The sequence below is a fragment of the Maribacter sp. 6B07 genome, from assembly GCF_002700155.1.
GTDB classification, from domain to species: domain Bacteria; phylum Bacteroidota; class Bacteroidia; order Flavobacteriales; family Flavobacteriaceae; genus Maribacter; species Maribacter dokdonensis.
The window spans coordinates 1140804-1158926 of the sequence record NZ_PDUT01000001.1 but is presented as its reverse complement, the minus strand read 5'-3'; the positions used below and the strand labels follow the sequence as shown (position 1 = coordinate 1158926).

The following is an 18123-nucleotide window of genomic DNA, read 5'->3' as shown; positions in this document are numbered from 1 at the left end:
GGTTAAGTTAGAAGGCGCATGACAAACCAAACTAGACTTTTAAGAAAAGAAATAAGTACTGAAAAACTTAAGGAATACTTCCCAAAAGGAGTAATAAAAACATACGAAAAAGGGTATGCTATTAGTTATATTCACAAAAAGGTAAACACTTTTAGATGGCTTATTGAAGGAAGCGTAAATTACTATATTTCTTTAGATAGCCCAGAGAGCGATATTTTGGTTTGCCAAAATTCAGAACCGTTTTCAACTATTGGTTTAAACGGATTTAACACGCCTAAACGCTTCACTTATAAAGCAATAGTGGCATCTGCAAAAGCTTCATTCTTTGAAATTCCTTTTAACGATCTTGATGCATACTTAAAAAAAGGGCACCAAAACGTTCTGTTGAAAAACATAGGTGCCAAGTTATATCACGTTTTGCGTACTGCATTATTGAAACAAACGGAATTGTTGAGCCCGGCAAGGTTTCAGCCTTTTGTAGAGGATAGGCAGTTTTTTATTTCCCCGGTAACGGAACAAGAAGAAATAGTCTCATTGATGAGACGTTCTCCGTTTTTAGATTTTTTTGAGGAGAAAAATTTAATGGCATTGGCCGCCTTGGCGGAAAGGCGTGAATATGAACCAGATGAGGTATTGTATGTGCAAGACGGTTCTAGCAACGGGTTATTTATTCTAATTCATGGCGAGGTTACTATAAAAAGAATTGAAAATACCATTGAAATTAAGCAGCGATCTATAAAAAACTCTGGGTTTGTTTTTGGGTGGTCTTGTCTTTTAAGGGAAAAAGATATTTGCTCTGCGATTACCAATACAAAGACATCTGCCTATTTTATACCGGAATGTGATCTCATGAAATTGTTTCAGAGAGATGATGCCTTTGAAGGTCAATTTTATCAACGGTTGCTTTGGCTCATGGGCAACCAACTGAATGCGGCTTTTGTTAGATATGTTGGTTTGTTGGGAAAACATAGTTTGCAAGCCGTATATCAATTGATCAAGAACAACAAATCGCGCTTATTGCTTTCATCGCCGTTACACCAAGTACCACATCTTTTAAAGAGTATGACTACAAAGCAATTTGCTTATGAAGCACTTGCAAATTTGTTAAAAAACGGTACAGCGTTAGAACGTCATATAGCCTCATTGAGTTTAGAATTATTGGGAGAAGATCAAAAGGAGCACGAGTTTGTTAATGGATTACAGCAGATGTATGAAAACGTTGCGGAAAATAATAGTAATGATGTAATGCTGAATAGAAAGGTATGTGCGGAATTGACTATGAAGGTCTTTAAAAACGTACCCTACATTATTGAAGGATGGGATAATTTACCTGATAAAACAGGGAATATCTTTATTTATAATCACCTGATCAATGATGCACATTATACTCTGAACAATAATTTTCAAATAACCTTAGATTCTCATTTTCTAAGTGCTATGGTACTGTATAGGAAATATGGAGAACCGGGTATTAGAACTGTTCGTATTGGGCAAGGACAGGAGTATGGCCATCAAAATTATTACAATAATCTAGGCTATATCAATGTTTACACCAAAGAATCTGAACAAACGACTAGTAATAAAAAGGAACAGGCGCGAAGCATATTTTATAGTGAGGCTTCTAAGCATTTAAAGCAGGAATATAACCTGATCATAAGCCCAGAAGGGACATCTTATAGAACTGAGGAATCTCCTGGGCCATTTAAAATGGGTGCTTTTAAACTAGCAATGCATACAGAACCGGAACCATACATTATTCCTATAGTCATGGTGAATTTTGACCACAGAATTGGTAAATCTTTATACTATTGCTCCATTAAAGAACCTTTTTTTTTGAGTGAAAAGGTGCCTTCTAAAAGCAATGAAGATCTATATGCTTTTATGGAGCAATACCAAGAGGAATATAAAGGGTATGTGCAAGCGGCAATTGAAAGAGCAGAGCAATTGAACGTATCTAGCTCAGGTGCCGATAGTTTAGAAGAACCACCCGCAATATGGTGTAATGAAATAAAGCGACTTAAAAGACGAGTGGCCAAATTGCCTACCCAAGATAATTTAATTGCCTTTTATGGTAGTTCATCTGTACGGCTTTGGGTGAATATGAAAAGGGACTTGAGTCCGTTCAATGTGGTTAACCTGGGTTTTGGCGGTTCTACTTTTGCTTGGTGTATTCATTATTTTGATGAAATATTTGTAGAGGCAAATCCGTCTAAAATTGTGTTGTATGCCGGTGAAAATGATTTAAATGATGGCAAGACACCCCAAGAAGTTCTTTCTGGGTGTATGGAGCTGGTAGAATTGATTAAGAATAAATACCCAGATGTAGAATTGGCGCTTATAAGTTTAAAACCAAGTGTAGAGCGTGAACATCTGATCCCGCTGATCATGGAAACTAATTTAATGCTGTCAAAATACTTTATTTCTGAGCTTAATGCCCAATACATTAATGTGTTTGCACAAATGATTACTACGGATAATAGGCCTATTCCAGAGTTATACCTTTCTGACGGATTACATTTGAACAAGCAAGGCTATGCACTGTGGAGTACTGCTATTAAAAAAGCATTACAGGCAGCGGATAGCCTTGAGCTTGAAAATCAGTTTTAGATGGTACCGTTAATCTTGTCCGCCTTTACGTTGTGGCCTTCTTGGTGTTGGCCATTCTCCTTTTTTGCCTGATCTTGGGTTAATGCCCAAAACAGCTTTTTCACGAGATGTTTTTTCTGGGTCTTCGCATGCCATATAGGTAAGAATAGCAGTTAATATGGCGTTGTTGCGTACATCGTCAAAAACAATTTTATCGTAGGTGTCCAAATTGGTGTGCCAAGTATAGTTCCAATAATCCCAACTCAACGAGCTTAGCGAAAACGCAGGGGCACCTGCCGCTACGAAAGAAGCATAATCTGATCCACCACGACCGGGCGAACCAGGGAATGTAGTTTCTATTTCGTTTTTGTAGGTTTCCGGTACGGCTTCTAACCATCGCCCTAAATAATCATATGCATGAAGAAATCCTTGCCCGGATAAACGAACCACACGGCCTGTACCATTGTCTTGGTTGAATAATGCTTGTACACCGGCAACAATTTCTGGGTGATCCTCAACAAATGAGCTAGAACCATTTAAACCTTGTTCTTCACTTCCCCAATGCCCTACAAGAATAGTCCTTTTTGGGTTTGGATATACTTTTTTCAGAATACGTGCCGCTTCTAGCATGGTAATGGTACCTGTACCATTATCGGTTGCACCTGTACCGCCGTCCCATGAATCAAAATGAGCGGAAAGAATCACATATTCATCAGGGAACTCGGTGCCGGGTATGGTGGCTATGGTATTAAATGTTGGTACAACGCCTAAGTCTTTGGACTCTGCCACTATTTTAATTTTGGTATCCGCACCGTGCTCTACCATCCTGTATAGCATTCCGTAATCTTCTAATGAAATATCAACAGCAGGAATTTTTTCAGTACCTGCACTAAAAATTTTATTGGCACCAAAACCCTCGGACCATCTTGATTGTGCAATACCTACCGCACCCGCTTTTTCAAATGCTGCATTGATGTTTCTACTGGTATAGCCCGTATTATTAATATTCTGTCTCCAGATTTTCTCCAATGAATCGCGCTCGCTCTTCATTTTTTCAAAAGATGCTTTGGTTGCGTATTCTTCCCAGTTTTCATCTGGTCTGCCCGTAGGTTGCAACATGCTCACCATTACTATTTTTCCTTTTACGTTAGGTAGCCATTTTACAAAGGACAATGAATCTGTAAAACTTGGCAGTGTAATTAATGAAGCCGTAACACCTTTAGAGCTAGTACTTGGGTTCCATGCCAATTGTGTTGCATGTAATGATGCTACACGAGGTGAAACCATATCTACATGGGTAATACCTCTTTGCCATCCTTTCCAGGTTCCCCATTGCTGGTTTTCTGCAGAAATTCCCCATTTTTTGTAGGTGTTTACCGCCCAATCATGAGCACTTTTCATTTCTGGCGTACCTACTAATCTTGGACCGTTGAGGTCCATTAATTCGTAAGCCAATTGTTCTAATTGAGAATTTTCAATGCCTTCTTTCTCTATGGCATTGACCATATCCTCTACAGTTTGTGAAATTGCAAATGTGGAGCATAGGAAATATGCTCCAATGAGTAGTACTTTTTTCATGTTCAAGTTAGTTTAGTTCTTTGAACTAAGGTACTCATTTAAGGGCGATAGCCGGCTGTTAAAATTTATGGGATTTTAAAAATTGGACAAGACTTTCCTGAATTAAATATTCCCAACCCGCTTTGCCACTTTCCCTATTAAATTCAGGAATGTTGGTGGGGAAATCTGTAATAACTTCACCGGTAAGGGTAAGAAAGGTGCCTTGTTCATTTTTGGATAACTCAAAGGTATTGATACTTTCTCCGGGGTATTCATCAAACGTCCAACGATAACTTATTTTGGATGGCGGTGTTACTGCTATTACTTCCCAGTTGTGGGTAAAATTTCTTCCTTCGTTGGTAATAAGAAAGCTGGTGGTGAAACCAACTTCTGGCTTAAAGTCCGGAATAACAGGAAAGTACCATTTTAGCATGTATTCCAAATGTGTCAATGCTTTCCATACCTGCTCCATTGAAGTGTTAAAAAGCTGAGTGACAATTATAGGTTCATTGTTTCTCATAATATTATGCTTTAGTTGTTCTCCAGTTCTTTTTTATTGAAAACACAATTTTCCATAGGAGCTTCATTACGTAAAATTGCCAAGGTATTTTTAACCGTCATGGTACACATTTTAGTATACGTTGTTTTGGTTAGGCTGCCTAAATGTGCCGTAATCAATACATTTTTTAATTGAAGTAATGGATCATTTTCCACTGGTGGTTCTTCTGCCAGAACATCGGCAGCGAAACCTGCTATGCTATTGCTTTGCAGGGCAGTGAACAACTCCTTTTGATCTATGATTCCTCCTCTGGCGGTATTGATCAACAACGCATTGGTTTTCATTAATGAAAAGGCAGCGGAATCAATTAGTTTTTCTGTTTTAGAGGTCAAAGGCAGGTGTAAACTAATTGTGTCTGAAGTGGTTAAAAGGTGTTGAAATTCTACAAATGAGAAGGGTACATCTTCTTTTTTTGAGCTCCAATAAATGACATTCATGCCTAAGGCCTTGGCGATATGTGCTACTTTTTTTCCAATATTTCCCATACCGATAATCCCCAAAGTTTTGCCATGGGTTTCATCGCCAACATACGTTCCCCGGTCTCCCCAGCTATTTTCTTTGACCATGGTTACGGCATTGTACAAATTCCGCTGAAGCATTAATAGCAGGGCAATAGTGTGTTCTGCAATGGTGTCGGCATTGGAATTTGGGGCGTTCACTACTTTGATTCCTCGTTTGGTGGCACTTGATACATCAATATTGTCCAAACCAACACCACAACGGGATATTACTTTTAAATTGGGCAACTGTTCCATGAACGAATCACGTACCTGACCCTTCCCTCGTGTAATGATGGCATCAATCACGTTGTTTTCTATTTGATGCTTCAGTGATGTTTCATCAAACCCTGTCAAAATATTGATGTCCGAAGCATTTCTAAACATACTCATAGCATCTTCGGCAACCGTTTCTAGTAAAAGAATATTTTTTCTATTCATCTGATTTATGGTAAAGCGTGGCGTCTTTGGATTTGTATCCACGGAAATCATTTCTGCCCGAGACATAAATTCCTTCTTTGAACAACTCGTCTTCAAAAATCTTTGGGTCTATATAATCACCGGGAACGGAAGAGAGCTCTACCAAATTCCCCGATGGGTCACGAACAAACATTTGTATGGCGCCGTCCGGTAGTTGACGTACATTGCCCCACGGTTTTATATCAATGGCACCGAGCTCTTTCATTCTAAAGAATAAGGTATTGATGTCATCTACCTGAACACAGATGTGACCTCTAAACGAATAGGCATCTTCCCACTCTGTTAAATGCAATTGTTGTTCCTCGTTGAATTTAAAAAATGCCGTGGGATAATCAAATAAGAATGCGGGTATGGCTTCCAAACCGAGTTCTTCCTCGTAAAATTTACAAGCTTCTTCTAAATTGCTTACCACTAGTGCAACGTGGTTAATATGTACTGCCTTTGCCATGGTTTATTGTTTAAAGTCTTTTACAAAATCCCAATTAGGGGTTAAACCGAGTCCGGGTTTGGTGGGTGCATTGAGCATACCTACATTATCCACCGTAATTTGTTCCTCTACCAAATCATACATCATAGGGTTGCCGCCCAACGAGAACTCTATTACATTGGCAGAAGGGGAAGCGAATGCCACCGAAAGTCCCGCCATAAATGAAAATGCTGATCCCCAACAATGCGGTGCCAATTCCAGTTGATAGGTATGTGCCAATTGTGAAACCCGCATGGCTTCTGTAATACCGCCAATTATAGCGCAATCTGGTTGTAACACATCTAACGCACGTTCAGCTATTAAATCGCGAACATCAAAAGCGGTGTACTCGCTTTCACCAGCGGCAATGGGTATAAAGGTATTTGCGCGAACTTCCGCGGTACCTATTTTATTATCTGGACTAATAGGTTCTTCAAACCAATATAAGTTGCAGTCTTCTACACCCTTTGTAAACTGCTTGGCTTCGGGTACGCTAAAAGTACCATGGGCATCGGTCATTAACTTTATGTGATCGGGCAAGGCTTCACGTGCTGCTTGAACTCTTTTTACACTTTCGGCAACGGTTTGATCCATTATACCAACACGCATCTTTACACCGCTAAACCCTTTTTGGGTATACCCCAACAATTGTTCGCCAATAGCATCGGCTTTTGCCCAACCACCACTGGCGTATGCTGGCATTTTATCGCGACAGCTACCACCCAACAATTCTACCACAGGAGCTTTTAAAGCCTTTCCTTTAATATCCCACAGCGCAGTATCTATTCCACTCATGGCAGAAATGGTCAATCCCCTTCTTCCTAAAATGGGAAATTTACGACCTCTTGATAGGGAATAATGATCTCGTGTGCCGTTGTATACGTGTTCCCAAATACGGGAGATATTTCGGGCATCCTTACCTATTAATTGTGGTTTTAGTTCGTTTTCTATGCAGCTGACTATAGAGGCACAAGACCCGGAAGAACCTACAGCTGCCTTTGCTTCGCCAAAACCTTGTAATCCAGTATCGGTCGTTACCACTACCAAGGTCATATCAAAATTTGTCAATAGACCATAATCTGAAAAATGTTGCTTTTCTTTTGGTATTGGACAGCGTAACCAAAACGCTTCTATATTGGTGATTTTCATTTAATAAGCTCTTTTAGGGTGTCTATGGATTTTTTGGTCAGCATGGTGTAAAACTCATCGGTAACGGCTGAACTACCGTGATCTTCCAAGAATTTCTTTTGTTCTGCAGTGAGTCCCTCAGGATTTGTTTCTATGGAATTCGGATACGGATTGGCAGGTGTTCTATCTAACGGGGAACAAAATTCTACTGATAGCACCTTGTCATATTCAATCTCTTTTAATGTATTTATGATTTTAGTCCAATTGAGGTGCCCCATCCCCGGTGCCATTCTATTATTATCGGCAACATGAAAATTTACCAAACGCTTGCCTACTTTTTTAATGGTGTCAAACATATTGACCTCCTCTAAATTCATATGAAATGTATCTAGGCAAACTCCACAATTAGGACCAACAGCTTCTGCAAGTGCCAATGCCTGTTCGCCCCTGTTGATAAAATAGGTCTCAAAACGGTTAATGGGCTCAATGCCTATTTGTAAACCGTGGTCTTCGGTATATTTATAAATTTCTTTAATGCCTTCTACTGCCCATTCCCATTCCTCTTCAGGTCTGGCATCGGGGACAATTTTGCCTACGGTTGCCGGCACTAAAGAAATGACTTTACCGCCCAATTCATATACCATTTTGGCAACATCTTTTACGTATTGAATAGACAGTTTCCGTTGCGCGGGATCTTTAGCAAGTAAATTACGTTGCTCTAACATAAGTGTTACAGATCCCCAACATTTAATTCCGTAGAGGTCTAAAAGTAATTGAGCTTTTTTTATATCGTAATTCTCTGGGGTTCCTTGTATTTCTATATGCGTGTAATCTAATTTGTTGATCCTATTGAGTGTGTGTTCTAAAGTCTCGGCACGCATCCAATTATGTATGGCTAATTCCATGGCTAGGCAGATTTGTTTTGATTATCCTATAAATTCTATTTTTCTATGGGCACCATCGCAAAACGGTTTGTTTTCAGATGCGCCACAACGACAAAAACCTGTGGTACCTTCTTTAGTTACAATTTCACCTGAGGCCAATTTTATTTCTAGGTTTCCTTTAACTTTTAAAGGACCGTTGTTGGCTACAATAATAGTGATGACGCATTGGTCATTTGATTTGTTTTCTTCCATTTGTAAGTTGTTGATTTTAGAATTTTTAAGTTAGGAAAAAAATGATTCTTTTAGGAAGATAATTGGAACTGGTTTGTAAAACAGTACTCTTTTAAGCCACAATAGCTTTTGAGAAGGTTTATGTTACTTTGTATTGTAGGGTGAGCCTATACATCAATGCTTTGTAAGGTATCTTAATCTGGTAAAATATTCTCAAAACTTAGGGTGAACTTAGTGCCTTTGTTGATTTCGCTTTCGCATATTATTTTTCCACCATTCATTTCTGCAAAATCTTTTGTAATCAAAAGCCCAAAACCGGTACCGACTTCACCTTTGGTGCCTTTTTTGGTTTGGGGACAATGTTCGTTTTTTGAATTGAACCAATCTACTTGCATACCTGTTCCAAAATCTTCAACGATGATGTCAATTGTATCGGAGTTACATTTTGAAGAGAACATAATTTTTTGACCGTATTCACTGAACTTTATAGCATTTGATAAAAGGTTACGTAGCATAACCTTTAACATATTCTGGTCTATGTAAATAACGGGACATAAAACCTCTTGTTCTATGGTTATGTTTTTATCAAGTGCAGCCCGTTCAAATTCCTTTATGATAGTAATGAAAATTGCATTTAAATCACATTGTTCTTTATGGACCTTAACGCCTTCTAGTTGTTTATAAGACCAGTCTAACAAAGTGTTGATCATTGATACCCTGTCATTGACATCACTTTTTAATTTGGATGTAATTTCCTTTAATGGACTATCTGATAATTTATTTTCTATCAATTCAATTAAGGTACTAACATTGTTGAGTGGTCCTCTTACATCATGCGTAAGCAAGGAGAATAGTTTGTTTTTTAATTTATTTACCGTTTCAAGTTCTTTATTTTGAATTTCAAGTTCCTTTTTGGCTAATTGTAATTGTTTGGTTTGTAAATCAACTTCGAATTCTAATCTATTATTGGCCTCTACCTGTATTCTCTTATTTTCATCTTGAATAGATTTGAATTTGAAACCCATTAATATGGAGAAAAGTATGATCTGTAAGGTTATTAAAATTGAGGTGATTAATAATATATAGTCAGTTTTGATATTGAAAAAATAACTTAACAACCAGGTAATTACGTATAAGATCGAGGCTAAAAGGTAAGGTGTGTAGGAATAGAGGTAGTATTTATTGAATTTTTCTGCATGAAATAATTTAACTCCTGAGATGATATTTAATATCATGGTTGCCAATGCGGTAAAAGCGGCTAATAATTCTAGAAGTTTGCTAAAGGTATTGTAGCCAGAGATAATGATATTAAGAATATGAATAATGGTTAAGGCGATTGTTGCTACAATTAGAAATTTATAGGTTTTGTTTAACCTTGGTGTCTTATACTGGTTTATGGTAAGATAATTCCTTGTAAAGATTAAAAACCCAAAGGTGGTAACCATAGCGGTGATCAACGATGTATTTTGAACTAGTAGAGAAAAGCTCTTATCTGCATAGAATAGCAATAAATAGAGCGTAAAATGTGCGGTTAAGCCTATTAATATAACACAGTAGTAAAGTAATGCCTTATACCTTAGAATTATGTAAAGTAATATGTGATAGATAGCAAAAACACCAAATATTGCCGTAAAAATAAAAGTTTCAAAATATTGATAATCAATAACGTTCATAAGTGCAATAGGTGTATTAGGTGATACAAAAAGAAGTTTTCATTGTAACTTCTTGCCTATACTATTCCAGAACATATAGAATATAGGTTTTCAAAATGGTTGGTTTATTAATTACTTTGTTTAAAATAGACAAAAAAGCTAATTTAATTAAACAGTGTTCATGTTTTAGTATTAAAAAGCATGTTAGTGATAGTTATTTAACAAAAATCTTTACTAGTCGTAATTTTATAGTTAGCTAAGATTTAAATTGTACTGTTTATATTTATATAATGACAGCGTTAGAACAGCAACTTAAAAATCCGGTGTGGTATTCCTTAAATGAAACACACAAAAAATTTGCGGTTAAGTATAAGGAAGTATTATTTTATGATCAAGAAGTGTGCACTTTTGGTGCATTTTTTGATGAAGATAGAACCACTGCCGCTTCGAACCAATACCTTAAAACTACTGATAGTTTTTTCTTTGTATCAGAAAATAATACTCCAAAAGTTGATAGTGCCAATGTTTTTTTGGAAAAGAAAATAGATGGTTGTCAAATGGTTCTGAATGAGTTGTCAGATGTTTCTATCACTGAGGAAATTGTTTTGTTGGGAGATGAACATATCAATGAAATATATGATTTGGTTTGGTTGGTAATGCCCGGATATTACAGAAGAAGAACTTTTGAAATGGGTAATTACTACGGTATTTTTAAGGAAGGTAAATTGGTTTCAATAACAGGTCAACGAATGCAAACAAATCTTTTTATTGAGGTTAGTGCCGTTGTCACCCATCCGGATTTTACGAGGCGAGGACTTGCAAAACAACTAATTGCACATACAACAAAGAAGATTCTAAAAGAGAATAAGAAGCCCATTCTTCACACCAATAAGGGTAACTCTGCAATACCTCTGTATGAAAAATTAGGATATACTTTAACTAGAGATATGAATTGGTGGTTATATCGTAGAAAATAATAAAACTCTTCTGTGTTTTGTAAATTACTGTAAATCAACAATAAAAACGTTTATAAACGAATGTAAACGACAACAAGCGATAGTAAACGTTTACATACCGAATAAAATTTCAATGCTGTTCTAGGTTTGCGGTGTTGGGCTATAGTAGCTTGATAGTATGAACTGTTAAACCATTAAATTTTAGTAAGATGAACGCATTAAAGAACAAAGTACAGTTGATTGGACATTTAGGGCAAGACCCAGAAATTGTAAACTTGGAAGGAGGCAACAAATTGGCAAAATTTTCCATTGCTACCACGGACAGTTACAAAAATGCAAACGGAGAAAAAGTAGACGATACCCAATGGCATAATATTGTAGCGTGGGGTAAGACTGCTGAAATCGTAGAGAATTATTTGATAAAAGGCAAACAGGTTGCCATAGAGGGTAAGTTAACCCATCGCTCTTATGAAACCAAAGAAGGTGATAAAAGATATATTACCGAAGTTAGATGTAATGAGCTGTTGATGTTAGGAAAGTAAAAATGAGTATCAGGTCTTTGGACTGTGCTAAAAACGGGTTGATACACATCTGAATATTAGGAGTTAATTATGTGTAAAGTTCACTTGGCACCATTAAATCGGCATTATAAATGTAGATGTATGCAAGTCTTAATACAGTCCAAAGACCTTTATGGTATTCAAACTTCTTATTTTTGCAAAACATGATGACACAAGAGCAAGAGTTACTTCCCTTATTAAAGAAATATTTCGGTTATGATTCCTTTAAACCGAATCAATTATCAATTATTGAAGATGCATTGCAACAAAAAGATGTATTGGCGATAATGCCAACAGGTGGTGGTAAATCCCTTTGCTATCAATTAACGGCTCTGGCACTTGAAGGAACCGCTATTGTGATTTCACCACTTATAGCGTTAATGAAAGATCAGGTAGATGTGCTTAAAGCTAACGGTATAGCTGCAGAGTACTACAACAGCTCCCAGTCTGTAGAAACACAACAAGAAATTTTAGGGAAGTTAGAGAGAGGAGAGTTGAAACTATTTTACGTTGCTCCTGAAAGTTTAGGCTTCTTTAATAACATTCTCGGGAACTTAAAAATAAGTCTTTTCGCAGTTGATGAAGCACATTGTATCTCTTCATGGGGACATGATTTTAGACCGGCTTATACTCAGCTCGGCGGATTGAAAAGAAGGTTTTCGAATATTCCTTTTATGGCTCTTACGGCAACTGCCGATAAGACTACACAAGATGACATTGTTGATCAATTAAGTATTCCGAATGCCAATCGCCATTTAGCTTCTTTTAATAGACCTAACCTGTATTTGGATGTAAAACCTGCTCAAGATAGAATAAAGCATATATTAGAATTTTTAGAGGAGCGTCCTTTTGAAAGCGGTATTATCTATTGCCTTAGCCGTAAAAGTACCGAGGCTATTGCCGAGAAATTGCGCAATGCAGGTTTTAAGGCCAAAGCTTACCATGCAGGTATGTCTTCAGATGAGCGATCATTAGTGCAAGAAGAATTTATTACAGACAAAGTACCAATCATTGCAGCCACCATTGCATTTGGTATGGGTATAGACAAAAGTAATGTGCGTTGGGTCATACATTATAATTTACCTAAAAATATAGAAGGCTATTATCAAGAGATTGGTCGTGGTGGTAGGGACGGACTGCCAGCACATGCCTTGTTGTTCTATAGTTTTGCAGATGTAGCGCAATTACGAAGGTTTATAACCCAAAGTGAAAATGCAGATGTTGAATATGCTAAATTAGAGCGCATGCAACAGTTTGCCGAAGCCTTAAGTTGCCGTAGGATTGCATTGTTGAACTATTTTGGAGAACAAGTTACCCAAGGTTGTGGTAATTGTGATATATGTACCGCACCGCCTGCTTATTTTGATGCTACGGTATTGGCTCAAAAAGTATGTTCCGGAGTTGCCAGACTAAAGGAGCGTGAGCCTATGGGTATGGTGATTGATGTTTTAAGAGGGGCAAAAAACGCACAGTTATTAGAGAAGGGATATCAGCATATAAAAACCTATGGTGCCGTAACAGATGTTGCATGGTTAGATTTACAGCAGTATGTAATTCAAATGTTGAACCAAGGTATTTTGGAAATCAACTTTAGGGAAGGGGCTAGGATCGGGTTAACACCCTTGGCAAACGAAGTTTTGTTTTCCGGTAAAAAAATACAATTGGCCGTTCTACAAAAAGCAGTGGAAAAGAAAAAGGCACCATCCAAAGCAAAAGTGAAGAAAACCGATTTATTCGAAAAGTTACGATTGCTTAGGCAACAGATCGCAACAGAACAGAATGTACCTGCTTATGTAGTTTTCGGTGACGCCAGTTTGAAAGATATGGAAGCCAAGTTACCTAAGAACGAAACGGAATTTATGGAGGTATCCGGAGTAGGGCAGGCGAAATTGGAGAAGTATGCAGATGTGTTTTTGCAGGAAATTAAAAAGCATGTAGGCACTAAAAAATCTAAAAAGAAAACTCACGATCAAACTTTTGAACTGTTTTCTGACGGATTATCGGTTTCTGAGATAGCCACGCAAAGAAACCTATCTGAAAACACCATTTACGGACATTTAATGAAAAAACATGCCGAAGGTGAGGAGCTAGATTTAGATCAGTTTGTTGATGCTAAAGAAATAGCACAAATAGAAAAAGCCAAATCAGAATTAACCGATGCTACAGGGTTGAAAGATTATTTTGAATACTTTGAAGAAAAGGTGCCTTATTGGAAAATTAAGTTTGCGTTGTATATGTTGGATGACTGACTTTAATAGTACTATGGTTCAGATTATCGGTCGATATATAAATAGCCTTGTATTGAAAATTCTCCTCCATTTACAGCTGCTATATAGTAATAAATACCTTGGGCTAAACCTGCATCTCTATCTAAAGCAGATATTGTTTTTCCGGTATTTCCATCAAATTCATCGGTATAATTTTGTGCTTCAAAAACAAGTAATCCATTTCTATCGTAAATATGGAGTACGTTATTTTCATAATCCGCTAGTTCTTCAATAATAAACTTGTCGTTTATACCATCACCATTCGGACTAAGCATATAATGATAACTGTTTAGTGGAATTTCTGGTTGTTCGTTTTCATTTTGGTTAAAAATTCCAAAAGTAATTGCGGCGTAATCATTGGGTATAAAAGGTTCTGAACTTAAAAATCCACTGTTCAAGTCGCCTGTATTCCCTCTGCCTCCTAAGCTTTTCCATTGAGATGTAGAAATATGATAACCAACTATTTCAATGTCATTGATATCATCGGTAATTCTTTCTATGCTGCTACGTTCATTCCAATCAATTGTTATTGAAACTTGGTGAGCTCCTTTTAGTATCCAAAATTCGTTAGTGTTGATCTGTGCTATTTCTTCATTACTATAAAACGGATAGTTCTTTGTAGAATCTTCAAATAAATAGCAGGCCATATGTTTAACATTCAATAGCGTACTTTCAACAGAGATGGGTCTTAAAAAGATATTGTCACCTGTAGGAAACATGAAGTGATCTTGGACATTGGCTTTAACAAAACCATTCATTTTAGAGAAATCAGATGATCCGGTTGAAAAAGACAATTGGCTGAATTCCAAATAGTTGATGCTATCTGTTTTTGTGGTTTCTAAATCTCCTAAAATAAAATTTACATTATTGCTGATTGTAACAGGTACATTTAATAATATGCTTGAAGCATTTGCTATTTCTAAATCATAGAGTTTTGGTACTACGTTTCCTGAAATATGATAAGAACTTTCTCCGTACAGTCCGACTAATCCACTATTACTAAAAAAAAAGCCGTCATTTATTATTGGTCCAAAAAATCCCACTTGCCCATTAGTATGAACTTCAAAATCTCCATGGTTTCTCATTTTTTGTCCTTGTAATTGCATGGCAGTTACTAAGAATAGCAATATAAATGGGTATGTAAAATTTTTATGTTTCATAAAATGGGATGTTAGAAGAATGAACTTTAAAGTGATCTTTTCAATTTTAACTCTGCATTTAAAACTTGAGATATACCAGTTGCGCCTAAACTTCTAGACATTCTTAATTCAATAACATCGTTGCCATTACTTGTATATTCAAAAAATCTACTCGTTGGGGCAGAGGTAATGTTTACAACGTTTGGCCAAATGTTCAATACTGGAGTAACTCGTGTACCATTTACATAAATAGCGAATCTGTTTTTAAATATTCCCAACGTCTCTAAAATTTCCCATTGGATTTCCCCTACATATTTTGCTCCTGAGATATTACTTAATACGGGATTAAAGGTATGTGCCACTATACTCAACTCAATAGTGTCAATGCCCAGAAGGCTTGAAGTGCTAAAAGTAGTTGACTGGGTTAGTATTTCTGTTTGAAGATATGATATTAACGCAGAGGTACTTAAGGTTGTAATGGCATCTGCATTGTCTAAATTCTGAACAATTGCTGATGCGCCATCAGTTCCTTCAAGACTAGTAAGCCATTCCGATTCCGTTCCGGAGTATCCATTGTTCACTGCAATTTGGTAAGCGCTAAGTCCTTCAGCGCCTGTTGCTCCAGTTGCGCCTGTAGCACCGTCGTTTCCGTCAGTTCCATCGGTACCTTCAAGACTGGTAAGCCATTCTGATTCCGTTCCGGAGTATCCATTGTTCACTGCAATTTGGTAAGCGCTAAGTCCTTCAGCGCCTGTTGCTCCGGTTGCTCCGTCGTTTCCGTCAGTTCCTTCAAGACTGGTAAGCCATTCCGATTCCGTTCCGGAGAATCCATTGTTCAACGCGATTTGGTAAGCGCTAAGTCCGTCTTCGCCTGCAGCACCTGTAGCACCATCGTTTCCGTCAGCACCATCTGCACCTTCAATGCTGGTAAGCCATTCCGGTTCCGTACCGGAGAATCCGTTGTTCACCGCAATTTGGTAAGCACTAAGTCCATCGGCACCTGTTGCTCCGTCGTTTCCATTCGTTCCATCTGTACCTTCAAGACTGGTAAGCCATTCCGATTCCGTTCCCGAAAACCCGTTGTTCACTGCAATTTGGTATGCGCTAAGTCCATCTTCACCGTCTGCACCCGCTGCTCCGGTTGCTCCGGTTGCGCCTGCAGCACCGTCGTTTCCGTCAGTTCCATCTGCACCTTCTAGGCTGGTAAGCCATTCCGGTTCCGTTCCGGAGAACCCGTTGTTCACTGCAATTTGGTATGCGCTAAGTCCATCTTCACCGTCTGCACCCGCTGCTCCGGTTGCTCCGGTTGCGCCTGCAGCACCGTCGTTTCCGTCAGTTCCATCTGTGCCTTCAAGGCTGGTAAGCCACTCCGATTCCGTTCCCGAGAACCCGTTGTTCACTGCGATCTGGTATGCACTAAGTCCGTCTTCGCCTGCAGCACCTGTAGCACCATCATTTCCGTCACTTCCTTCAAGACTAGTAAGCCATTCCGGTTCCGTACCGGAGAATCCATTGTTCACTGCTAATTGATATGCGCTAAGTCCATCTTCACCGTCTGCACCCGCTGCTCCGGTTGCTCCGGTTGCTCCAGTTGCGCCTGTAGCACCGTCGTTTCCGTCAGTTCCATCTGTGCCTTCAAGGCTGGTAAGCCATTCCGATTCCGTTCCCGAGAACCCGTTGTTCATTGCGATCTGGTATGCACTAAGTCCGTCAGCGCCTGCTGCTCCGGTTGCGCCTGTAGCTCCGTCGTTTCCGTCAGCACCATCTGAACCTTCTAGGCTGGTAAGCCATTCCGGTTCCGTTCCCAAAAATCCATTATTCACTGCTATTTGATATGCGCTAAGTCCATCTTCACCGTCTGCACCCGCTGCTCCGGTTGCTCCAGTTGCGCCTGTAGCACCGTCGTTTCCGTCAGTTCCATCTGTGCCTTCAAGGCTGGTAAGCCATTCCGATTCCGTTCCGGAGAATCCGTTGTTCACTGCAATTTGGTAAGCACTAAGTCCATCGGCACCTGTTGCTCCAGTTGCGCCTGTAGCTCCGTCGTTTCCGTCTGTACCTTCAATGCTGGTAAGCCATTCCGATTCCGTTCCGGAGAATCCGTTGTTCAACGCGATCTGGTATGCGCTAAGTCCGTCGGCGCCTGCAGCACCTGCCGCTCCGGTTGCACCTGTAGCACCATCATTTCCGTCAGCACCATCTGCACCTTCAAGGCTGGTAAGCCATTCCGATTCCGTTCCCGAGAACCCGTTGTTCACCGCAATCTGGTAAGCGCTAAGTCCGTCGGCGCCTGCTGCTCCGGTTGCTCCAGTTGCACCTTTAGCTCCGTCGTTTCCGTCTGTACCTTCAATGCTGGTAAGCCATTCCGGTTCCGTTCCCGAGAACCCGTTGTTCATTGCGATCTGGTATGCACTAAGTCCGTCAGCGCCTGCTGCTCCGGTTGCGCCTGTAGCTCCGTCGTTTCCGTCAGCACCATCTGCACCTTCAATGCTGGTAAGCCATTCCGGTTCCGTACCGGAGAATCCGTTGTTAACTGCAATTTGGTAAGCACTAAGTCCATCGGCACCTGTTGCTCCGTCGTTTCCATTCGTTCCATCTGCACCTTCTAGGCTGGTAAGCCATTCCGATTCCGTTCCGGAGAATCCGTTGTTCAACGCGATCTGGTAAGCGCTACGTCCGTCGGCGCCATTCTGTCCTGGTAAACCTTCTGCGCCAATGTCTCCTTTTTCCCCTTTAAGGCTGGCAGCATTGGGAGATGTGAACGTTGAACCATCATTTGCAGTTAATGTAAACGATCCATCCTCATTATCTATTATTGAAATATTGTTTGTTGATTCTTCACATAAACTTATCCACTGAGTGCCATTGTATGTATAAATACATCTATTGTCAATATTATATACAAGTGCACCGTTAAGGGGACTTATATTCAACATTTGTGAATTTGTAACTCTTGTTAAGACAAGTACTTTTGTGTTGCTTTCAAGTTCTAAGAGAGAGGAATTATCTATGGAATTCACTTCGTCCCCTATTTTGACCTGTGCAGAGGCGAAACTAGATATTAAAAAAAACAACAATAATTTGTAGGTAAAACTTAAATGCATAGCGTTTGTTTATTTCGCTAAGAACATTAATATTAAGGTCTTATGTAATAAAATGTTGTA

14 protein-coding genes are annotated in these 18123 nt (G+C 38.9%); 4 read left to right on the top strand and 10 right to left on the bottom strand.

Annotated features, from left to right (window positions below; translation table 11 throughout):
- Positions 1 to 18: 18 nt before the first annotated feature.
- Positions 19 to 2607 (top strand): cyclic nucleotide-binding domain-containing protein, encoded by a 2589-nt coding sequence (locus tag CSC80_RS04845; protein ID WP_099190173.1) that lies wholly within the window; start codon positions 19 to 21, stop codon positions 2605 to 2607.
- 9 nt (positions 2608 to 2616) lie between these two features.
- Here the strand turns inward: CSC80_RS04845 and CSC80_RS04840 are convergent, their stop codons facing one another.
- The 8 genes from CSC80_RS04840 to CSC80_RS04805 all read right to left on the bottom strand — a co-directional run bounded on the left by CSC80_RS04840 (position 2617) and on the right by CSC80_RS04805 (position 10061).
- On the bottom strand, positions 2617 to 4164 hold the full coding sequence (locus CSC80_RS04840; protein WP_099190171.1) for a M20/M25/M40 family metallo-hydrolase: 1548 nt from the start codon (positions 4162 to 4164) through the stop codon (positions 2617 to 2619).
- Positions 4165 to 4222: 58 nt separating this feature from the next.
- A complete protein-coding gene (locus CSC80_RS04835; protein WP_236973322.1) occupies positions 4223 to 4663 on the bottom strand; it encodes an SRPBCC domain-containing protein in 441 nt (146 codons plus the stop codon).
- 11 nt (positions 4664 to 4674) lie between these two features.
- Entirely contained in the window at positions 4675 to 5640 is a 966-nt protein-coding gene (locus tag CSC80_RS04830) for a hydroxyacid dehydrogenase (RefSeq protein ID WP_099190167.1), read from the bottom strand.
- Positions 5633 to 6127 (bottom strand): VOC family protein, encoded by a 495-nt coding sequence (locus tag CSC80_RS04825; protein ID WP_099190165.1) that lies wholly within the window; start codon positions 6125 to 6127, stop codon positions 5633 to 5635. The genes CSC80_RS04830 and CSC80_RS04825 overlap by 8 nt, the downstream gene beginning before the upstream one ends.
- A 3-nt stretch (positions 6128 to 6130) precedes the next feature.
- Positions 6131 to 7294, bottom strand: a complete 1164-nt coding sequence (locus CSC80_RS04820; protein ID WP_099190164.1) for a mandelate racemase/muconate lactonizing enzyme family protein — start codon at positions 7292 to 7294, stop codon at positions 6131 to 6133.
- Positions 7291 to 8178: a sugar phosphate isomerase/epimerase gene (locus CSC80_RS04815; RefSeq protein ID WP_058104159.1), complete on the bottom strand. Its 888-nt coding sequence runs from the start codon at positions 8176 to 8178 to the stop codon at positions 7291 to 7293. The genes CSC80_RS04820 and CSC80_RS04815 overlap by 4 nt, the downstream gene beginning before the upstream one ends.
- 21 nt (positions 8179 to 8199) lie before the next feature.
- Positions 8200 to 8409 (bottom strand): CDGSH iron-sulfur domain-containing protein, encoded by a 210-nt coding sequence (locus tag CSC80_RS04810; RefSeq protein WP_099190162.1) that lies wholly within the window; start codon positions 8407 to 8409, stop codon positions 8200 to 8202.
- Between the two features lie 173 nt (positions 8410 to 8582).
- The gene (locus CSC80_RS04805; protein WP_091607420.1) at positions 8583 to 10061 is read right to left on the bottom strand and encodes a sensor histidine kinase; all 1479 of its coding nucleotides are present in this window, start codon (positions 10059 to 10061) and stop codon (positions 8583 to 8585) included.
- Between the two features lie 269 nt (positions 10062 to 10330).
- On the opposite strand from CSC80_RS04805, the gene CSC80_RS04800 reads away from it, so the two are divergent.
- From CSC80_RS04800 to recQ, 3 genes are all read left to right on the top strand, one after another.
- Positions 10331 to 11017: a GNAT family N-acetyltransferase gene (locus CSC80_RS04800; RefSeq protein WP_099190160.1), complete on the top strand. Its 687-nt coding sequence runs from the start codon at positions 10331 to 10333 to the stop codon at positions 11015 to 11017.
- A gap of 188 nt (positions 11018 to 11205) precedes the next feature.
- Positions 11206 to 11538: a single-stranded DNA-binding protein gene (gene ssb / locus CSC80_RS04795; protein ID WP_058104152.1), complete on the top strand. Its 333-nt coding sequence runs from the start codon at positions 11206 to 11208 to the stop codon at positions 11536 to 11538.
- A gap of 182 nt (positions 11539 to 11720) precedes the next feature.
- Positions 11721 to 13805 (top strand): DNA helicase RecQ, encoded by a 2085-nt coding sequence (gene recQ, locus CSC80_RS04790; protein ID WP_343224332.1) that lies wholly within the window; start codon positions 11721 to 11723, stop codon positions 13803 to 13805.
- A gap of 23 nt (positions 13806 to 13828) precedes the next feature.
- Here recQ and CSC80_RS04785 read toward each other — a convergent pair whose 3' ends face one another.
- Both CSC80_RS04785 and CSC80_RS04780 read right to left on the bottom strand, forming a co-directional pair.
- A complete protein-coding gene (locus CSC80_RS04785; RefSeq protein WP_099190158.1) occupies positions 13829 to 14983 on the bottom strand; it encodes a gliding motility-associated C-terminal domain-containing protein in 1155 nt (384 codons plus the stop codon).
- Positions 14984 to 15009: 26 nt separating this feature from the next.
- Positions 15010 to 18063, bottom strand: coding sequence for a hypothetical protein (locus tag CSC80_RS04780; protein ID WP_099190156.1), 3054 nt, complete (start codon positions 18061 to 18063; stop codon positions 15010 to 15012).
- Between the last annotated feature and the right edge of the window lie 60 nt (positions 18064 to 18123).